Origin of the sequence: Senegalia massiliensis (assembly GCF_900626135.1) — a bacterium.
Taxonomy (GTDB): domain Bacteria; phylum Bacillota; class Clostridia; order Tissierellales; family SIT17; genus Anaeromonas; species Anaeromonas massiliensis.
In genome coordinates this window covers 589,739-609,683 of record NZ_LR130785.1, presented here as the reverse complement: position 1 = coordinate 609,683, position 19,945 = coordinate 589,739, and the positions used below count along the sequence as shown (strand labels likewise).

The 19,945-nt window shown below is 28.4% G+C and carries 20 protein-coding genes; all 20 read right to left on the bottom strand.

All coding sequences use genetic code 11. The features are described from left to right. Positions 1 to 77: 77 nt before the first annotated feature. The 20 genes from E0D94_RS03005 to E0D94_RS02915 all read right to left on the bottom strand — a co-directional run bounded on the left by E0D94_RS03005 (position 78) and on the right by E0D94_RS02915 (position 19,933). Positions 78 to 890 carry a MurR/RpiR family transcriptional regulator gene (locus tag E0D94_RS03005; protein WP_130805824.1) on the bottom strand — a complete coding sequence of 271 codons (813 nt, stop codon included), beginning with the start codon at positions 888 to 890 and terminating at the stop codon, positions 78 to 80. A gap of 68 nt (positions 891 to 958) precedes the next feature. Next, the gene (locus tag E0D94_RS03000; protein WP_130805823.1) at positions 959 to 2,467 is read right to left on the bottom strand and encodes a DUF4127 family protein; all 1,509 of its coding nucleotides are present in this window, start codon (positions 2,465 to 2,467) and stop codon (positions 959 to 961) included. Then, on the bottom strand, positions 2,464 to 2,766 hold the full coding sequence (locus tag E0D94_RS02995; RefSeq protein WP_130805822.1) for a PTS sugar transporter subunit IIB: 303 nt from the start codon (positions 2,764 to 2,766) through the stop codon (positions 2,464 to 2,466). The genes E0D94_RS03000 and E0D94_RS02995 overlap by 4 nt, the downstream gene beginning before the upstream one ends. Further along, the gene (locus E0D94_RS02990) at positions 2,763 to 3,071 is read right to left on the bottom strand and encodes a PTS sugar transporter subunit IIA (RefSeq protein WP_130805821.1); all 309 of its coding nucleotides are present in this window, start codon (positions 3,069 to 3,071) and stop codon (positions 2,763 to 2,765) included. The genes E0D94_RS02995 and E0D94_RS02990 overlap by 4 nt, the downstream gene beginning before the upstream one ends. Beyond that, positions 3,064 to 3,840, bottom strand: coding sequence for an HAD-IIB family hydrolase (locus E0D94_RS02985; protein WP_130805820.1), 777 nt, complete (start codon positions 3,838 to 3,840; stop codon positions 3,064 to 3,066). The genes E0D94_RS02990 and E0D94_RS02985 overlap by 8 nt, the downstream gene beginning before the upstream one ends. Beyond that, positions 3,833 to 5,107, bottom strand: coding sequence for a PTS sugar transporter subunit IIC (locus E0D94_RS02980; RefSeq protein ID WP_130805819.1), 1,275 nt, complete (start codon positions 5,105 to 5,107; stop codon positions 3,833 to 3,835). Before E0D94_RS02980 ends, E0D94_RS02985 begins: the two co-directional genes overlap by 8 nt. A 5-nt stretch (positions 5,108 to 5,112) precedes the next feature. Next, complete coding sequence (locus E0D94_RS02975; protein ID WP_130805818.1) at positions 5,113 to 5,793, bottom strand: N-acetylmannosamine-6-phosphate 2-epimerase; 681 nt, start codon at positions 5,791 to 5,793, stop codon at positions 5,113 to 5,115. Positions 5,794 to 6,182: 389 nt separating this feature from the next. Continuing rightward, positions 6,183 to 6,311 carry a transposase gene (locus tag E0D94_RS15010; protein WP_242620472.1) on the bottom strand — a complete coding sequence of 43 codons (129 nt, stop codon included), beginning with the start codon at positions 6,309 to 6,311 and terminating at the stop codon, positions 6,183 to 6,185. Between the two features lie 501 nt (positions 6,312 to 6,812). Next, positions 6,813 to 7,886 (bottom strand): non-hydrolyzing UDP-N-acetylglucosamine 2-epimerase, encoded by a 1,074-nt coding sequence (gene wecB, locus E0D94_RS02970; protein ID WP_130805817.1) that lies wholly within the window; start codon positions 7,884 to 7,886, stop codon positions 6,813 to 6,815. Further along, positions 7,883 to 9,109, bottom strand: coding sequence for an O-antigen ligase family protein (locus tag E0D94_RS02965; RefSeq protein ID WP_165442844.1), 1,227 nt, complete (start codon positions 9,107 to 9,109; stop codon positions 7,883 to 7,885). The genes wecB and E0D94_RS02965 overlap by 4 nt, the downstream gene beginning before the upstream one ends. Positions 9,110 to 9,131: 22 nt before the next feature. Continuing rightward, positions 9,132 to 10,238 (bottom strand): hypothetical protein, encoded by a 1,107-nt coding sequence (locus E0D94_RS02960; RefSeq protein ID WP_130805815.1) that lies wholly within the window; start codon positions 10,236 to 10,238, stop codon positions 9,132 to 9,134. After that, positions 10,239 to 11,642, bottom strand: coding sequence for an oligosaccharide flippase family protein (locus tag E0D94_RS02955; protein WP_130805814.1), 1,404 nt, complete (start codon positions 11,640 to 11,642; stop codon positions 10,239 to 10,241). Next, positions 11,632 to 12,876 (bottom strand): glycosyltransferase, encoded by a 1,245-nt coding sequence (locus E0D94_RS02950; RefSeq protein ID WP_130805813.1) that lies wholly within the window; start codon positions 12,874 to 12,876, stop codon positions 11,632 to 11,634. The genes E0D94_RS02955 and E0D94_RS02950 overlap by 11 nt, the downstream gene beginning before the upstream one ends. A 1-nt stretch (position 12,877) precedes the next feature. Then, complete coding sequence (locus E0D94_RS02945; RefSeq protein ID WP_130805812.1) at positions 12,878 to 14,032, bottom strand: glycosyltransferase; 1,155 nt, start codon at positions 14,030 to 14,032, stop codon at positions 12,878 to 12,880. A gap of 29 nt (positions 14,033 to 14,061) precedes the next feature. Beyond that, positions 14,062 to 15,150 carry a glycosyltransferase family 4 protein gene (locus tag E0D94_RS02940; protein ID WP_207289615.1) on the bottom strand — a complete coding sequence of 363 codons (1,089 nt, stop codon included), beginning with the start codon at positions 15,148 to 15,150 and terminating at the stop codon, positions 14,062 to 14,064. A 46-nt stretch (positions 15,151 to 15,196) separates the two neighbouring features. Beyond that, on the bottom strand, positions 15,197 to 15,922 hold the full coding sequence (locus tag E0D94_RS02935) for a GNAT family N-acetyltransferase (RefSeq protein WP_165442842.1): 726 nt from the start codon (positions 15,920 to 15,922) through the stop codon (positions 15,197 to 15,199). After that, positions 15,915 to 16,541: a sugar transferase gene (locus tag E0D94_RS02930; RefSeq protein ID WP_130805809.1), complete on the bottom strand. Its 627-nt coding sequence runs from the start codon at positions 16,539 to 16,541 to the stop codon at positions 15,915 to 15,917. The genes E0D94_RS02935 and E0D94_RS02930 overlap by 8 nt, the downstream gene beginning before the upstream one ends. A 12-nt stretch (positions 16,542 to 16,553) precedes the next feature. Then, positions 16,554 to 17,768 carry a DegT/DnrJ/EryC1/StrS family aminotransferase gene (locus E0D94_RS02925; RefSeq protein ID WP_130805808.1) on the bottom strand — a complete coding sequence of 405 codons (1,215 nt, stop codon included), beginning with the start codon at positions 17,766 to 17,768 and terminating at the stop codon, positions 16,554 to 16,556. 866 nt (positions 17,769 to 18,634) lie between these two features. Beyond that, positions 18,635 to 19,114, bottom strand: coding sequence for a 4Fe-4S binding protein (locus E0D94_RS02920; RefSeq protein ID WP_130805807.1), 480 nt, complete (start codon positions 19,112 to 19,114; stop codon positions 18,635 to 18,637). A 72-nt stretch (positions 19,115 to 19,186) separates the two neighbouring features. Beyond that, on the bottom strand, positions 19,187 to 19,933 hold the full coding sequence (locus tag E0D94_RS02915) for a copper homeostasis protein CutC (RefSeq protein ID WP_130805806.1): 747 nt from the start codon (positions 19,931 to 19,933) through the stop codon (positions 19,187 to 19,189). Positions 19,934 to 19,945 lie beyond the last annotated feature (12 nt).

Here is a 19,945-nt window from a genome sequence, read left to right as displayed (position 1 = left end):
TTGATTCACCTACAATTATAATTATATCTTTTTTAGCATATATTATTGTATCACATTATGAGATACGTACAAAGGTTCTATTTAAATTTTATCCCCTCTAAAGTATCTGTTAAAATTTCATTTTTATCTTTATAATCTAAATTTAAAAAATGAGCATATAATACATCCGTAATTACTAACATTGGAAATTGAGGAGAAATTGTATTTCCTATCTCTAAATTTTTTTTGACTGCTATCAACATTACTTCATCACAAAACTCATAAAGTTTATAATCATTACTAGAAGTTATAATTATAGTTTTTGCTCCTTTTTCCTTTGCAACTTTAAGAGATTCTTTTATTATGTTATTTCCACTTATGGAAAATCCTATTACAAGTGTTTTTTCATCAATTAATGCCCTATTCATTTTCATTATATGTTCATCAATAATATGCTCTACATGAAGACCTAGCCTCATAAATCTTATTCTAAACTCTTGGGCTACTGTACCAGAACTCCCAATACCATAGGTATATACTTTATCATATTTTAATAATAACTTTGCTACTTTTATCATTTGTTTATCATCAATCAAAGAATAAGATTTATTTAGTAATTCACCATATGTTTCAAGTACACCTTTAGTTAGATTGTCTATATTAATATCATCTTGTTTCATTGCATTTTTATATTGATATATAAATTCTCTATATCCTTTGAAATTCATTTTTTTAGAAAATCTTGATAATGAAGCTTCAGAAACATATAATTTTGAAGCTATATTTTTAGCAGAAAAATCAACAATTTCTTTGTTAGATATAAAAAAATCAGCTATTTTCTTTTCTGTATTTGTAAAATTTTCATAAGTAGCTTCAATTTTTGATATAACATTACTTTTAAATTTATTCAATAAACTCAGCTCCTATTTTAAAATAGTCTATATGTAATTATAATTACATATAGACTATTTATCAAGATTTACTCAATATTAAATTTTAAACCAACCTCAAACATTCGCCTCCATGGTAAATATGCTTTAAAATTATTTAATTTATATTCATTTGATAAATTATATTTGTTGTATTCATTTAATAATAACTTTTCTACTTTTTCCTCTACATATTCTTCTTTGCCTTTTAGCTCAGTATAAGACAAATTATATTTTGGGAGAAAATTATTAGTGATATTTTGTCTTACATTAGCTTGATAAATAACATCTTCAATTAATCTATATATTAAATGTTTTAATATTTTACTTTTATCTTTTGAGTCAAAAGCGTATATACCAGAGGATAAAACTGTTCCTAACGTATTACAATTAGTATTCCATCCACCATATGCAATCAACTTATCAAATATCTCTAATCTATCAAGATACTTAATTAATGTTAGATCTCCACCATTTGAAAATGCAGAATCGCTTATTATAACCTTTTTTCCTCTTCCAATGAATTCCTTTATTTTAAACACAAAATCTTGCAAATTTCTAAAAGATTTATAAGTTAAGTCAAGCTTATCTTTTTGATCAAAAGATTCTTGCATATATTTTCCCGGAGAATTAATAGCTAAAATAATATCTGCTTTTTCTGGATTCTCAACTAAAACTCCATTACATACTCTTACATGATATTTTAAACTTTCATTCATAGGTCTATCTTCATATAGTGGAATTATAGTAGGTCCAAGTGTTGATGAATAGAAAGGGTATATTTTAATCTGCCTGTCTAAAAAATCATTTAAAGCTCTAGCAATTAAAGAAGACCCTACTTCATCAGCTCCAGGATATATATTTATCTTTAATTCTAATTCATATTTTTTAATATAATCTAAAACTCTTTGTTGTGCTATAGCTGTATAACCATATGGACTAGAATCATCTTGAGGTATAGTAAGAAAGTCTATTACCTTTTCTTTTACTAAATTTACAGCTTCAATATTTATATCAACGTTAAAATTTCTTCTTTCTTCATAATCCCTCAATATTTCCTCAGGAATATCTATTTCAGAAAGTTCTTCAGATTCCCTTGATGTTAAATCAACTCTATTTTTTTTATCCTTTAAATATGCTTTTCTAAATAAATTATATCCATATTCAGCATAATATTCAGGTTCTTCTTCTGAAGAATTATATTGAGGTGATCTCATTATACAATTAAAAGCATAAACTTTAATTTCTTTATTATATTTTTTTAATTCTTTTATATTATTTATTCTTCTTTTAGCTTCCTCTTTTTCTAAATAATGAAGTCTAGATGGTATTAAACCTCCATATACTAGCATATCTATAGATAATACTGCATAATCGCAATACTTAATATTAGAAAATATATATTCCCATAGTTTATTTACATCTGCTGGTTTTTTCTTATTTCCTAATAATTCTATAGGAGGAGATATTAATTCTATATCTTCTCTTGTTTCTGTAATAAATTGAGGAAACAACCTATTACATGGTCTTTCATCTAAAGGGATATATAAAATTTTCATTTTTTTATCATTCCCATAGCTTTTTCAAGAGCTGATTTACCATCTATAGTTCCATAAATTTTCATATCTATTACATCTACAGGCGTATTTTCAAACATATTCTTAATATCATTTAATGCAAATTTCAACTGAGGAGCTACTAAAACTGCATTTACATCTTCTTCTAAATTTCTTGCTTCACTACTAGAAAGAGCCCATATTTTTGATTCTATATCTTTTAACTCTGCTTCTTTTTTCATTTTTTCAACTAATATTGAAGTAGACATTCCCGCATTACATACTAATAGTATTTTTATCATTTTAATTCCTCCTTATAAATATGAACAAATTTCTTAGAAATTATTTTAATAGTTTCTGCATTCATCAATTGATCTTCTGCATGTATTAATAATAATGTTAAATTTACATCTTCTCCCTTTGCTTCTTTTTGAATTAAATTAAAATGTGCCTTATGAGCTATTTTTAAATACTCTTCTGCTTCTTCATACATTTTTTCTATATCATGAAATTCTCTTTTTTCACATTTATCGATAATTTCAATATACAAAGATTTCGCTGTACCTACATTAGCAATGATATTAAATGCAATTTCTTGATTAGTCATTATTCTTTTCCTCCTCATATATATGAACTAATGCTTCATGTATATCTAATACATTATATTTAGCTTTCATTGCACCTTTAGGATCAGGTCCAACATAATAAGAAGCTACAGACTGTTCAAACATGGAATAATCATTGTCAGAATCTCCAATAGATATTATTTTAGAATCTGGAAAAAGCTTTCTCAAAGTATTTCCTTTAGATATACCTGTTTTTAATATTTCTAATGAAGTTTCTGATGTTTTAATTGCGTCAAATTTTTCATAATTCTCATTTATATATTTTTGAACACTATCTATTCTATAATTATCTCCTATTAATAAAAATAACACAATTGGTTGAAATTTTATAATAGAAGAAAAATCTTTTTTTATAGCTGATGAGTCATAATATTCCTTTGGGAAGTCAGGATCACGTTCACTATGCCAATACCTATTACTTACAGTATTTAATTCTATTCTAATATCATTAAATTTTTCTATAAGATTTTTGTACAGCCTTATAGCTTCCTTCTTATCTAATAACATTGCTTTAGAACTTACTTTATCTTGAATAACTGCTCCATTTTGCGAAATTCTATATTTAATATCTAATCCATATTTTTCATTTATATAATATATATCGTGATCTAATCTTCCTGTAGTAATTACAAGTTCAAAGCCTAACTTCTTTATTTTATCAAGTAATTTAAGAGTTTTCTCACCTCCAATAACTTCATTTTTATTATTTATTAATGTTCCATCTAAATCAAATGCCAAAACTTTAGTCATTATATTCAATCCTTTGTTTATTTGTTATAGCCACAAATGGCATGTATATTAAAACTGAAACTACTAGAACAACAAGTGCCACTATAGCAGCAAAGAAATCTCCTCCTGTAGCTAAAAAAGCACTAATGATAGGTGGTGTAGTCCACGGTATTAATATATAAGTATTTGATATAATACCGATAGTAGTAGCAATCATACCTATTCCAAGTCCTGCTAATGTAGAAACTATCATTGGAATTATAAGTATAGGATTCATTACTACTGGTAATCCAAACATTATTGGTTCTGAAATATTAAAAAGTGCAGGAGCTAGTCCTATTTTTCCTATTTTACGATACTCTTCTTTTCTTGATACAATAAATATAGCTATTATTAAAGCAAGCATATTACCTGCACCCCCCATAAACATAAAAGAATCTATAAAAGGCTTAGTAATTATTTCAGTCATTGCACTTCCAGCTTCTACATTAGCTACATTTTCACTTAAAGAAGTTAAAAATATAGGTTCTAAAATAGGGTTAAATATAAAAGCACTATGAACTCCCATACCCCATAACAACATGTATAAGAAATAAATAATTATTACTCCTGCAGTTGAACTTACAATGTTAGTAAAAGGAGTTTGTATTAACTCAAATATTAAATTATTTAAAGGTGAACCTATTAGATTTGTTATAATTCTAATCACACCAAATATTAACATGGTAATTAATACAGGGACTAATTTATTAAACGATCTTGCTATGGATGGTGGTACACTTTCAGGCATCTTTATTATTAACTTTTTTACTTTAGAAAGTCTATGCAATATTTCTACAGTAAAAATAGATGATATAAATGCCATAAATAATGCTGCTGAACCTGTATAAAATGTATTGATATATTCTATACCAAGGTCTCCATCAAAAGTTATTGGCATTAATATAAATAATGAAACTACTGAAATTGTAGGTAGTATAGTTGTATCATCCTTATAATACTCAGTTAATGCCTTAGCGGTTGTAAAGGTTAATAATATTGACATGACTGACAATGTTGCAGGTGCTATACTTGCTCCTAATTGTTTCAAGTTTTCAAAAGGCATACCAAATAACTTATCTGTAAATCCATCCTCTCCTATGAAAACGTTATTAATCAGTATGAAAAAAGATCCCGCTATCATTATTGGTAATATTGCCACAAAACCATCTCTTATAGCTGCTAAATATCTATTTGTAGATAATTTGTTAGCTAAAGGTAAAAATATTTTTTCGATTCTTTCCATCATTATTATCACTCCTGATTTTTAATTGTTTTTACAAATTTTTCAGTTATAACTTGTGGTCTTGTTATCATAGATCCTACTACAACACTATGACAACCTAATTCAATAACACGCTTTGCTTTTTCAGGTGTATCTATGTTTCCTTCTGCAATTAATGGTACATCAATATATTTAAGTATTTTTCTTATTAGTTCAAAATCATTATATTCAATTCTTTTGTTTTTAGTATAATCAGTATAGCCTACTAAAGTAGTTCCTATATAATCAAAACCAAGTTTATTTGCATATATTGCTTCTTTATAATTAGAACAATCAGCCATCAATTTAACATCAGGATATTTATTTCTTATATTATTAAAAAAATCTTCTAAAGTTAAATTATTAGGTCGAATTCTATTTGTAGCATCTATTGCTATAATATCAACTTCACATCTTACTAGCATATCCACTTCTTTAATAGTTGGCGTTATATAAACATTACTGTCATCATATTCTTTTTTTATTATTCCAATTATAGGTAAGTCCACTTTCTCTTTTATTTCTAAAATATCTTCTACAGAATTTGCTCTTATTCCTTTAGCACCTCCCTGCTTAGCTGCAATAGCCATTCTTCCCATTATAAATGAAGAATGAAGTGGTTCATCTTCTAATGCCTGACATGACACTATCAAATTATTCTTTATATCCATTAATTCACCCCCTTCTCTCATATCTTATGTATTATTATATAACTTCCGAAACTATTTTCAATATATATAGACCATTTTGGTTTTACTTTCATTTTTCTAGTTATTTCTTCTATTTTATTCATTTAATGAAGTGATTTTGAAAGTTCTTTCAGTCTTTATATATAAAAAAAACGATTACTAATAAATTTATTAGTAATCGTTTTTTTTATATATAATATTTATTAAAATTTAAATTTGCTAGAATGTTTTATCCACATATAGTGAGATATTACAAATCACTTTTCCACATTATATATTAATATGTGTGGATAGTGTATATTACTCAATTCAATGTCTGAGTTTGATTTCCTCACTAATAATTCTCGCATTTTATTAATTACTTGGTTTTTCTAACTTCTCAAAGTGGAATAAGTAATTTCATATTCATTAATGATATCCTTTAAATTTCTATTATCTTTCAATATCTCTAATATAACTTTTGTTTTAAATTCTGGTTTATATCTTTTATTATTTTTCATATTAAAAATTGTAATATAATAATTATTCTATTATATAGTTTAGTTTTTAAATTTATTATTAGATAATAATCTAGTTAAAAACTTTAAACTTTTGGATATTTAGTAGTTTTAATAAATTAAATTTAAATTGCTTTTTATTCAAATTTCATAATAGATTCATTATAAAACTATATAAACTTTGGATAAGACTACAAATATATGGTTTTTGCTATGTGTCGAGTAGCGTTCGTACGCGTATAGAGACTCAATCAGCTGTACTACTTGTAAAAAATCAGTTGTAGCAAATAATAAACCCGATTTATAATTTGTTCTAAATCTTCATTTACAACATCACCAATATCATTCTTGCCTACATTAACTATATCAACTTTAAACTCTTCTACATGGAATACTATAGTCTTAAATCAAGCCTTAGCCTTTTCTAACGCTAAAGGAATACCTACATAGTATAATCCTATGACACTGAAAGTTGGTGCTTTGTTCATTAACTTCTTTTTGATATCATTCATTAATATTACCTCTATTTATTATTGCCTCACAAATTTTTATAGCAGCATTTCCTTCACCAAAAGATTTAGGCTGTGGATGCTGTAAGCATGTTAACTTGCGTTGTACCTTAGTTTTAATCTTTTGAACATCTATCTGACTTAATATATTCCAATCATTTTCCAATGTTTCAACCCATTCAGTTTGATCTCTTAATGTAGTGCATGGTGTTTTCAAAAAATAAGCTTCTTTTTGTAATCCTCCTGAATCTGTTATAACCATATGTGCATTTTTTATTAAATATAACATTAAAAGATATCCCACTGGTTCTATAATTTTTATATTATCTAAAGGAATATTTAAATCTTTTATCTTCTTCTTAGTTCTAGGGTGTATTGGCATGATAACTGGTTTATCCAATTTGTTAAGTGCTATAAATATATCTTTTAATTTTTCTTTTTTATCTGTATTTTCAGCTCTGTGTATTGTAGATAGATAATAATCCTTTTCCTTTAAATAATTCCATTCACTATTTTTATATTTTTCATCTGAAATTTTAGTGTTTCTAAGTACTGCATCATACATTATATCTCCTGTATTTATTACTCCCTCTTTAATACCTTCTGTTTTTAAATTATCTATTGCTGTTTGTGTAGGACATAGTAATAGTGTAGAAATATGATCTGTAAGTATCCTATTTTGTTCTTCTGGCATATTTTTATTATAACTCCTAAGTCCTGCTTCTACATGAAATACTGGGATTAATAGCTTACTCCCAGCTAATGCTCCTGCTAGCGTAGAGTTTGTATCTCCATATACTAAAATTCCATCTGGATTTTCTTTTAGTATTATATCTTCAATACCTTCTAACATTTTTGCTGTTTGCTTTCCATGGCTACCAGATCCTACTGATAAGTTATAGTCTGGCTTAGGTATTTTTAATTCGTCAAAAAATATATTAGACATATTTTTATCATAATGTTGTCCTGTATGAACTAATATTTCTTCATTTTCTTTTCTAAATATTTCTGAAAAAGGTGCCGCCTTAATAAATTGTGGTCTAGCACCAATTATTGTTACTAATTTCAAATTATCACTCCGTCCTCTCTTTTATTATTAATTAATTCACACGACCTTGGATTATTTACCTTTTTATGAACATCTTTAAATTTCCTAGAGAAATACATAATGGATGAAAATCCAATAAATATCAAAATAATACCTTCTCTATGAGCATCGAAAAAATTATATTGCATTTCAGCTATGAGAAACATTGCTGAATAAGTCACAAATAATGCCTTGGTGTCTCTATCAACATTTTTTGACTTAATGACTTTGACCATCGCATATAATAAAATAGAAATTAATAGAAAAAATAAGATACCTCCCACTATCCCAGCTTCTATGAAAAATCTGAAATACTCATTATGCATTGAACTCATCCCAGTATATATTTCATTACTCCCTGTAATATTCCCGAAGCCAAGACCAACAAACCAAGAATCACTATAAGCATTAAAAATCAAATTGTATTCATTCATTCTATCTCCAAATAGATTGCCGGATTCTAAATATAAAATAAATCGTCGTACAAAGTATGATGATGTGTGCTGATATAGAAAGCTTAAGAGTCGCTCAGAAAAAAATGAATATACTCCAAAGATTACTGTAAGAATCGCTAGAATTTTTATTGGTAGTCTAAACCGAATAAACACGTAGATAAAAATTCCACTTACTAATATTATTAGTCCACTTCTTGATGCAGTTGTTAATAAAGGTAATACTAGAAGCATAGCAAACACAAAATAATATTTTTTACTTTCATTGAAAAATAAATAGAGATTCCCAACTATCAAAATTGATAAAATTATCCCATAAGAATTTGGACTTAGAAAGTTGGCTACATTTCTAATATTCGCAAAAGGTGGATTGAAAAGCAAATTATAGATGCCATCAATGTTAAAATATCCTAGTGTATATTCGATCAAAAAGAAAACACTACTAAAATTTACATACCTCCTCAAAATTAACCTAAATTCGTCAATATCTAGTACAATTACCATTGATATAAAAATAAAAGCTACTGCATAATTTTTAGCTGTTTTGATGAATTCAATAAAATCAAAAGCCAATGTAGCCCCTTGAAAAAATATATAAACATAAAGAAAGACTAAGACCATTACAATTAAATTGAATGGATAATATCTGTATCTTTTCTTAGCTTTCAAAAAGTAAAATGGTGCCATACATAAAATTAATAATTGATTAATTTCAATACCTGGAATAGGAATAAATTCTCCTATGGTTGACAATATTAGTATTGTAGTAATAATGTTAATCATAATCTTCACCGTTACTTACAAAAAATTCATACTGACATAAAGAATGTAGAATATGAAAAGTGTTTCTCACATAACTATCTTTTGAATTTACTGTAAATAATATCGATTTATCTAATACAAAATTCGAATAGAAATAACTGATTAGGTCATTTAGTACCTTTAGATACTTTTTCTCTTTTGAAAAACTGTAACTATATATGAGTACTCGAATATATGCACCGAAACTCCATGCTCTAGATTTTGAAAACCTAATATCCTCAGTATTCAAAATTGAATAGCTTCTTAATAACATATATTTTAACCGAGTCGTCTTCTTTTCAGGATCTGACAGTCTAAATAAATATCTTTCCATCTTTTCAACATTCATATTATTTATAACAAAATCTACCCCTGCTAAGGCAACTTTTAAAGCCTCTTGATTGTCAAACATATTAGCATATTCGAAAATCCCTTCACACGTATAGCATTGATGCAAAAGATCAACATCCACCTTTTCATTTGAATAATTCCAATAACCATACTTTTGAGAAGTAATTAATGTATCAACGCTTTTGTTAAGTTTAACTATTTGTTGTGATGACAGAAATTCCTTCGCTTGAGCCATCACTCCTACAGCAATAGAAGTAGCATTATAAATGTTTTTATTTAATTTCTTTGAGTACCAAAAACCATCTTCCTCATCCTCACAATACAGAGAAAAACAATATCTCAGTACTTTTTTAATTGTATCATTGTCAGTAAATACACCATCTTCATACCATATATATAATGCTTTAAGACAAAAAGCAGTTGTTATAAGAAAACCATCACTAGTTTTCGTATCTCCCCAATCAAATGGAAGTCCCCACCATATTTCTTTATCAGTTTTATTAGCAAGTTCTAATAAAAAACCAATATATTTTTCAGCTTGATCTCTATACCAAGCATTATTCGTAACTTTGTATTTATAATTAAGGGATATAATAAACATAGCATAGCATTCAGGATATTCAAGATTTAGATCAGAATACTGGTCCTTACCAACTATACGAATATTACTAATCGTCTCATCTATAATAGAATCTGTAATATTTTCAATATTTTTTATCATAATCAACACCTAACCTCTTAATTGTTTTATTACGAACCTTATATTCAAAACAACATACACAATAAATCCAACACTTATCTTTACTAATAAGTCAATTAATATACTTTTGCTCCCTGATAGCATACTTAACACCAGAATCATAATAATCGCTGAAATAATAAATTTAATTATTTGTGTCCAGTAAAATTTTATAGTAAGTATTTTATTGCCGATAATGTATGTTATTATCATGAAAACTACATATGCTATAGCAGTTGCTAGTGCTACACCAATTAACCCCATATATTTCCCCATAATATAATTTAGCGCAACATTTAAAAGACTTGTTGAAAAAATTATTATGCCTAAATTAAATGTTCTATTGGATACAAAAAATCCTGCTGATATAAAATAATATCCCCCATAAATTAATAATCCTGCGGTTAAAATAGGTATTATGATTGCTCCATCGATATACGATGAGTTTGATAATAACACCATTGCTTCTTTTCTTATTGAGATTGAACCTGCAATAATTGCCGTTGCAATGAAAACATATACAATAAACCATTTTGATAAAATTTGTTCCGTTCTCTTTCGACCTTCTTCTTCCCATATTCTTATATACATAGGAAACAAAACCATATTAATCGGAAAAATCATTAACTGTTGTATTGCATGTGCTATCTTTGAGGCTACAGAATATACTGCAACTTGTTCTGAACCCATAATATGGTTTATTATAATTCTATCCCCTGATGAAAAAATAGTTCCCCCAATACTAACTAAAACTAAAGGAATACCAAATACTAGCATTTCCTTTATAATTGTTCCTTTCACACCTACAAACTTTAATTCTTTCTTTACAACTAAAAGAATAAGAAGAAATATACTTAGCGGTACAATCAACTTACTTAAAAAGTAATTATTTATTGAAATTCCAAACATATATAAGATAGCAATTGGTAATGCGTAGCTCAAAATATCATTTAGACCGAGAATAAGTGAATGAAGTAATGTTTTTTCTTTTGCTCTGATAATTGAACTTATCTGTTGCATAATAACCAGATTTCCAACTAAGAATGCAAGTATTATTACTGAAACATTGTTAACATTTCCAAAAGATAATACAATATAACTTATTGTAGAAGCTAGAATAAACACAATTCCAATCAAAAATAAAAAACTTGAGTTTAAAACATCAATTTGATTAGATCTCGAGTATCTATTGTAAAACCTAATATATGATTGAGGAATTCCAAATAAGAAAATTGAAACTATTAGTGTTATTTTAGCTTCTAATGTTGAAATCATTCCAAATTGTGTCTTGTCAAACAAGTTTGTTAATATGGGCAAAGCCAACATAGAAACAATATATCCCAATATTTTAGTAATCGAATATGGAATTGATTTTAACACGCTATTATTCTTCATTCTTTTTACATTCCTCGTATACTGATATTAGTGATTCTTTTTCTGTTTCCCAATTAAGTTCTAAATCAATTGCTCTTAGAGAATTTTTCTTATATTGATATAATTTTTTTTTGTTCGAACTAAGCTCTTTTATAATGTTAACTAGTGTTTCTGAACCATCATAAGTTACACCACACTCATACTTATCAATAATATTTTTTACATCTGGTAAGCTATTAGCTACTATACAAACACCAGCAGACAGATATTGGAATAGTTTATTAGGCAAACAATAGAGATTATTAAGTGATACGGGTAAATACGGTAACAATCCAATATCAAACTTAGAAATTTCATTAATAACCTCATTTTGTGGTACAAATGTTGTAATCCGAACTTTGTTATTCAAGTTCTTATCATTTACTCTTCTATTCAATTCGTCTAATATTTCTCTTTCATTTTGTACTATTAAAGTTAATTCAGTGTTGTTAGGAAATCTAACCGCTTGATCAATAATGTTTTCTATTCCCCTACCTTTAATAAAATAACCAATGTACAACAACTTTACTTTTCTATCATCTGGTATTGCAGCAAGCTTAGTAGCGTCGTATGATGGAATGTTTCTCAACAACACTGCAGGAATATTAATCTCATATCTACTATTTAGTTCCCTAATAATCGATGGTGAAACTGTAATCAAATAATCTACACCATACAAGTACTTTTTCTCTTTTCGCGAATATCTTTTCTTTACATATTTGTTAATTCCGCTCATTTCAGTCCAAAGTTCATGAGAATCATAAACTAATTTGCATTTATTTATGTTTTTATACTTCACACCAACTCCTAGAGTGTCTAAGTCATGACAGTGAATATAGTCAAATGCTAATCCTGTTTTCCTCAACTTTTTAAAAATCCTACTTTGTGTGGTTTCGATTATTAAAATTATTGCAAACCCTTTAAGGACATCCATCAGCTTCGTCTTCATTGTTTGAATAAATTTGACCTTATTCTGATTTATTTCTTTTGTGGTATTACCATCTTGAACAATTTTGGATTTTGATTTTTTTGCCAACCTCTTAATCATTGGATACTTAGAATTAATTACATTAATTTCATCGATAACAAATTCATTCTCTTCTTTATCGTTGCCAAAAATGTATACTTCATGTCCCAAGCCAACTAACACCTTGGCTTCTTTAATAACTCTCACGTCATCAATTACATTATTTGAGACTGTCATTGCTATTCTCATATTATTCACCTATATTTCTGATTATTTTAATGAACTGGTTTTTCCATGACATATTATCTTCAGCATACTTTCTCATATTATTCCCTAATATATTCCAGTTATTTATGTCAATGATTTTAGAAATTATTGTATCAATTTTAATAGGAGAGTCATCTTCAGGAACTTTAATATAAAAGTCCTCTTGGTCAGTAATACTTTGATCATATCCAGACAGAATAAATGGAATTCCTCTAGACATATATTCTCTTACCTTCAAAGTAGCTGCTGAACTATATCCTATTCTGTGTAGTCCAAGAGAACCGACGGCAACTTGGCATCTATCAAAATACCAGTCCAAATCACTTCCATGCTTTGGCCCTTCAAAAATCACATTATTTTCCAATTGATAATTCTTTACTAGCTCCCTCCACTGTCTCATCGATCCATCAGCATCTGAGCCAACTAGATGTATAGTTACGCTTATTTTATTACTATTATTTTTATACAATCTTAAACCTTCAATAAGTCTATCGTATCCATGCCACTTAGCCATATTAGCTAAACACAATATATGTATATCATCTTTCTTGAAATTTGGATTTCTTAAAGGTATGTCTTTTAAACTAATTCCATTTTCAATATTAATTGCAGGCCTCCCTGCAAAATATGAAGATTTTTCTCCTATTAACGCAAATAAATCAATATGGTGAGATTGATTAACAAAATATTTATGTGAAATCTTAAAATATATTTTCCTTATAAATCTAGATTCTAAATTTATTTCTTTTTCTATAGGATAAGTTGGAATCTCTACAACCATCTTACACATTATATTTTTAAGCTTGACCAAAGCTTTCTTAAAATTCCAACTTACAGGCATATATCTAATATACGCAATATCAAAATTCAACCCTTTTTCAATAACTTTTATTGTAGCTTTATACAAAGAATTATATATAAAAATAGTCTTAAGACTTTGTATTTTAGTATTATAGTAACTACAAATAAACTCTTTATTTGTTCCATTACATAAATAGATGTTATTTTTTTCAATACCTAAATAATAAACTTCGTAATCCATTTTCTCGAGTGTTTCAATTTGATAATCAAATTTTGGAAAATGACTATCTGTATTAGGATCCAAGTAATATTTCATTAACATAAATATTCTTTTCACTATGTCGCCACCTTTTTATACTTATTACTTTATTGCAACGCATCATACAACTCTCTTATCCTTTTTTTCACAACCTGCTTATCATATTTCTTTACTTTTTCCTTATTCAAAAACCCCATTTTGGTTCGCAATCTTTCATTTTCATATAATTCATCAACACTCTTAGCAATACCAAGATAATCTCTTGGTTCATGCAAAAACCCACCACTACCATCTTGAATTAAATCAGTATTACCTCTAATTCTTGATGCTATAACAGGCAATCCAGACGCCATCGCTTCCATCAGAGAAACAGAGAGGCCTTCTCTATAAGATAGAAAGACAAACAGATCTACTGCTGAGTATATTTCACTGATATCATTCCTAAACCCTAATAACTTTACTTTTGTTCTTAAGCCCAATTCAATTACCATTTTCTCTAAATAATTTTGTAACTCCCCTTGACCACATACAATATATTCAATATTTTTATTTAATGTTTTTGATATTGCTTTTATAACAACTTCATGATTCTTGTTTTTATTAAGTTCCCCAACTGACAATATTACAATTGCATCTTCAGAAATATTTAGCGCTTTCCTTTTTCTACGTTTAAATTCATCATTTAGATTAAATTTACTAACATCAATACCTATCCCAGGTACATACTCTACTCTACATGTTTTGAAAGATTTAGCTCTGTCAAAATCCTCTTTATTGATTGTAATTAGAATATCTGTATATCTTGAAAGCCATTTTTCAACTGGATAATATAATAACCAGTTTATAATAGGTGCTCCTTTATAAAAGTGAAAACCATGTGCTGTATAAATCACTGTTTTCAACCCTACTGATTTGGCAGCTAATCTGGCCAAAACACCCCCCATAGGTGAATGGCAATGTACAACATCAAAACTCTCTGATTTCATTATCTTCTTTAATTGTTTGTATGCTTTAATATTTTTCAAAGAAAAAGGTGATCTTTGAATGTCAAAATGATGTCTTACAATGTCAAGTGCATCCAATCTTTCATTTACATCTTCAAAGTTAGCAGCACCATGAACTTCATAGCTTAAAGACTTCAGTACTTCAATATTTCCTTGTTCAAACAAATAAAATTGTCTGCTTACCGTAGACACAATTAATATTTTTTTCATAGCATCACTTCCCTAGACTATTAGTTCATTATCTTATCCACAAATGATACATGCTCCCGCAGCTCACATACTTAAATCCCCTAGCATTATAAAACTGAGCTGCAGATATGTTGTTCACCTGTGTTCCAACTTTGATATTTTTGATTCCTTGATCTATAACAAATGATTCCATGGTACGAATCAGTGATTTCCCAACTCTTTGTCCTTGATATTTCTCATCAACAGCTATAAGCTCAATTACACTACTGTCTTCATTAAAAGAAAAAAGTATATAACCCGCCACATTACCTTCTCTCTCAGATATAACGAAATACTTTTTCTGCTGATTAAAAGCGTACTCAGTCCAGTGAACATAAATATTCTTGGCTTGTTCTTGCGGTAGCTTGGGATCATTAAAAAACCTAGAATAATTAAATGACTTCCTGGCAATATCAACAATCTGTTCATTCCTTGATAAGCAATTCACCACATAAGTTTTATCATCTTTATAGTCTGGCTTATCAGACAAAATTTTCAGGAACTGAATGTTCATATCAGCAAGAAAAGCATTCGTTCTATTTCCTATCCAGTGGTTATTCTCTTGTATATTGTAAATATTTGAGATGGTAACAAAGTCATAGCCTTTGCAAAACTCGAACACTTCTTCTTGACCTCTCTCATCTAAAATGCCACTCAGATTCACCCTAGCTGAACTAACACCAAAGTAATCTGTATCCCACTGTAGTGACCTTAGCTCATAATTTTTACTAGACATTGGATTTCTCACCATTCTTGTTTTCTGATTTCTGTTCTACAAATACATATTCCTTCTTAAGAACCAATATAGCAGTTTTAAAAAATACCTTGATATCCATCCACATTGTCAAATGATCAATGTAATAAATGTCATTCTTGATTCTTTCTTTCCAAGGGATTGTATTTCTAAAGTAGGCTTGATTATAGCCAGTAACTCCTGGTCTTATCTCAAGCTTTCTAGCTTCATTTCCTTCATACAGGTCCATATGTTCTGGAAGATCTGGTCTAGGGCCAATGATGCTCATATTCCCTTTAATGATATTTAAAAGCTGTGGTGTCTCATCAAGGCTTGTCTTTCTGATGAACTTACCTATCCTCGTAAGCCTTGGATCGTCCGCTGAATTAAAAGTGGATCCATCTTCATTACGTATATCTGGTGCATTCATCTTCATGGACCTAAACTTATACATTTTAAATACCTTCCCATCCTTACCTAATCGAGGCGCATTATAGAAGATTGAGCCATTGTCCTGAAAATAAATCATCGAACCAACAATAACTAAAATAATCAACCAGAATGGAAGTGCTATAATTGCTAATACTAAATCGAATAGTCTCTTAAAAAAATTACGATACACACCTTCACCCCATTACTTAAGCTCATCTAATGATTCTTTTATTCTACCAACCACATACTCAATATCCTCATCAGTCAATAAAGTATGAAGGGGTAGTGTAATCTCATTTCTATACATATCAAACGCATTCGGATAATCTTCCATTTTAAACCCTAAGTTCTTATAAGCTGTATGCATTGGAAGTGGCTTGTAGTGAACATTTGTAGAAACATCTTTCTCAGCCATCTTAATAATTACATCATTTCTAAATGTTTCGTCTTTTCCATTAAGTCTTAATAAATACAGATGTCCTGAAGAAGAATAACCATGATCATAATGCTTCATAATCATCACATCCAAATCAGCTAATAACTCATCATATTTTTCAATAATCTCTCTTCTTCTTACAAGAATCTCAGGATATCTCTTAAATTGTGCTAACCCTAAAGATGCCATAATATCAGTCATGTTGCATTTATAGTTTGGAGCTACAATGTCATATTCCCACGCGCCAAGCTTAGTCTTAGATAATGCATCTTTTGATTGGCCGTGAAGGGATAGTAGCATATACTGCTTATAAATTTCTTCATTATTAATGCCTTCGATATCTCTCCACGTAACCATTCCACCTTCAGCTGTAGTTAAATTTTTTACAGCATGAAAAGAGAAAGATGTAAAGTCAGCAACTTCGCCACTCATTTTTCTTTTATAAGTAGCCCCTATTGAGTGAGCTGCATCAGCAATAACAACCACTCTTCCAAATGCCTTTTGCAGACCATTTGATGCAATGAATAATTGTTTCTTGTTTTTAACAGCTTCAAAAATTCTATCGTAATCACACATCACACCTGCGATATCAACTGGAATGATGGCTTTTGTCCTATCTGTAATAGCATCGGCAATCGCATCATAATCGATGTGGAAAGAGTCTTTTCCTGAGTCTACAAGAACGACTTTTGCACCTACATGAGCGATAACACTTGCAGATGCAGAATAAGTGTATGCACAAGTAATGACTTCATCTCCTGGTCCAATTCCTAGAAGCCTTAAAGTCATCTCCATTGCAACTGTCGCTGAATTGAGAGCGACTGCTTTTGATGTATTGCAATACTCAGCAATTTTCTTTTCGAATAATTTAGTTTTAGGCCCTGTTGTAATCCAACCAGACTTTAATGTATCAACTACTTCATTGATTTCTTCATCTGAAATATCTGGTGGTGAAAATGGAATACTTCTCAATTCAGTCATCTTATTCACCCTCTCTCAAATAGTTTCTTTTGTCTTTTTCATCTATATAATGTATAGGTACTTTGTTATATCACCTTAATTTCCTAATTTGTATATTTTGGCTGAATGCCACTATGTATTATATCACTTAAAATGTACATTTTAGAGTTGTGTTAAACCTATTGATATTACTTGCTTCTATCCTAATTCTCCTTTCACCATATTCACATCGGCTATTCATACAATCGCTAAATATATGAAACACTTTCATCATGAATAGAACACTTAATTTTATGTTCTATAGAACTTATATTACCATCTTTAGGACATATTTACTTATAGTAATTTTAAAAATAATCATTAAATATAGAATCAGTATGTTCAATTTCTTATAATATTAAATATGTATGATATTATTTTTTGAATTCTTTACAACCTATATTACATGCTATTAATTTAGCTTTATATCTATATGTCAAACAATTAGGTAATATAATAAATATTAATATAATAAATATTAATATAATAAATATTAATATAATAAATATTAATATAATAAATATTAATATAGTAATTATCAAAATCATTCTTTCCTATTTACCCAACACCTCAAAGGGTATATCTATAGTTTAACTAACTTTTTCCAGTACTAAAGTCAAAAAAAATAATGTTAATCATTTCTCTTAACATTATTTTTTAAAGCTATTTTATCTAAATAAGTCTAAATAGCTCGAATCTCTAATGCTTATTTTATAGTATAAACCACATAGGGTCAAGTATAATATAGGGCTATATGACTATTTTGGCACAACAATTTATTTTTCTTTTCCACATTATTTGACAACAAAAAAACTACTTAGTTTTTATCTTACTAAGTAGTTTTTTTGTTAAATTGCTTTTCTTTTATCTTTTGCTTTTTTAATTAATCCTGTACTATATCCCATGGGACATACTTGACACCAACTACGAGGTTTGAATATAATTCCCATCATAATTCCTACTATAAACGATACTCCCATAAATCTAAATAAGCTAAATGCTATTTTATTGAAATCGCCTTGTGAATGTATTAGTGATATAGAAAGTAATGTAATCATTATTCCAAGTAATGTATTTTTAGCTTTTTTTGTTTTCATCCATTTAGGCATATTGTTTCCTAAGTTTATTTTTTGTAGAAATTTACCTAAAAATGATCCTCTAGGACAATAATGTGAACAATGTACTTTTCCTCTACCTCTTAGTGCATGATATATTGGTGCAGTCATACATACAAATCCAAATATACCAAATCTAAAGTCTATTATGGACAACACAAAAAAGCTCACTATTATTATCCATGACCATTTAATATGAGATTTTCTTTTCATTTCTATTCCTCCATATCTTAATATCGTTATATTCGTATATTACAATATATGAATATGGAAGTCAAGTGTTACTTATTCTTTGACAATATCTACAAGTTCTTTTACTCTTTCATATCTTACTACATTATATTCATTTTCATGAGGACTATTGGCATATGCATATGATACATCATGACCTATAGTTGTAGGATCTATCTCCCATGTTTTGCAAGAGCTATGATATTGATTTATTCCTGTTTGGTCCATTATATACTTTGCATTTGATTCATTTACTCCACTACCTGCAAGTATTTCTATTTTTTGTCCATATTTTTCTTGCAATTCTTTTAATAGTTCTACTCCTTCTACTGCTTTAGATGCAAGTCCAGATGTAAGTATTCTATCTACTCCTAAATCTATTAATATTTCTATTGATTTATATGGATCAACTACACAATCAAATGCTCTATGAAATACTACTTCTTTATCATTCTTCTTTAATATTTCTATTATTTTTTTGTTTTTTTCTATATCTATTTCTTTATTTTTTGTTAGGCAGCCAAATGCTACTCCTGATATATTATATTTCATCATTTCTTCTATATCTTCTACCATAGTGTCATATTGATAATCATTATAGCAGAAACCTGCTCCTCTTGGTCTTGCCATTACTATAGTAGGGATTACACATCTTTCTGATACTAATTTTATTGTCCCTATTGAAGGTGTAAGCCCTCCTAGATGCATACTATTGTTAAGTTCGACTCTATCTGCTCCTGCCCTCTCTGATATTATTACATCTTCTAAACTATCACAACATACTTCAATTTTCCTTTTCATTATCTTCTCCTA

What these genes read in the sequence shown, in the direction of transcription:
- E0D94_RS03000 (WP_130805823.1), bottom strand. Translation starts at nt 2,467, where the DNA reads ATGAAAATTTTATATATCCCTTTAGATGAAAGACCATGTAATAGGTTG.
- E0D94_RS02995 (WP_130805822.1), bottom strand. Translation starts at nt 2,766, where the DNA reads ATGATAAAAATACTATTAGTATGTAATGCGGGAATGTCTACTTCAATA.
- E0D94_RS02990 (WP_130805821.1), bottom strand. Translation starts at nt 3,071, where the DNA reads ATGACTAATCAAGAAATTGCATTTAATATCATTGCTAATGTAGGTACA.
- E0D94_RS02985 (WP_130805820.1), bottom strand. Translation starts at nt 3,840, where the DNA reads ATGACTAAAGTTTTGGCATTTGATTTAGATGGAACATTAATAAATAAT.
- E0D94_RS02980 (WP_130805819.1), bottom strand. Translation starts at nt 5,107, where the DNA reads ATGATGGAAAGAATCGAAAAAATATTTTTACCTTTAGCTAACAAATTA.
- E0D94_RS02975 (WP_130805818.1), bottom strand. Translation starts at nt 5,793, where the DNA reads ATGGATATAAAGAATAATTTGATAGTGTCATGTCAGGCATTAGAAGAT.
- E0D94_RS15010 (WP_242620472.1), bottom strand. Translation starts at nt 6,311, where the DNA reads ATGAAAAATAATAAAAGATATAAACCAGAATTTAAAACAAAAGTTATA.
- E0D94_RS02955 (WP_130805814.1), bottom strand. Translation starts at nt 11,642, where the DNA reads ATGAAGAATAATAGCGTGTTAAAATCAATTCCATATTCGATTACTAAA.
- E0D94_RS02950 (WP_130805813.1), bottom strand. Translation starts at nt 12,876, where the DNA reads ATGAGAATAGCAATGACAGTCTCAAATAATGTAATTGATGACGTGAGA.
- E0D94_RS02935 (WP_165442842.1), bottom strand. Translation starts at nt 15,922, where the DNA reads ATGTCTAGTAAAAATTATGAGCTAAGGTCACTACAGTGGGATACAGAT.
- E0D94_RS02925 (WP_130805808.1), bottom strand. Translation starts at nt 17,768, where the DNA reads ATGACTGAATTGAGAAGTATTCCATTTTCACCACCAGATATTTCAGAT.
- E0D94_RS02920 (WP_130805807.1), bottom strand. Translation starts at nt 19,114, where the DNA reads ATGAAAAGAAAATCTCATATTAAATGGTCATGGATAATAATAGTGAGC.
- E0D94_RS02915 (WP_130805806.1), bottom strand. Translation starts at nt 19,933, where the DNA reads ATGAAAAGGAAAATTGAAGTATGTTGTGATAGTTTAGAAGATGTAATA.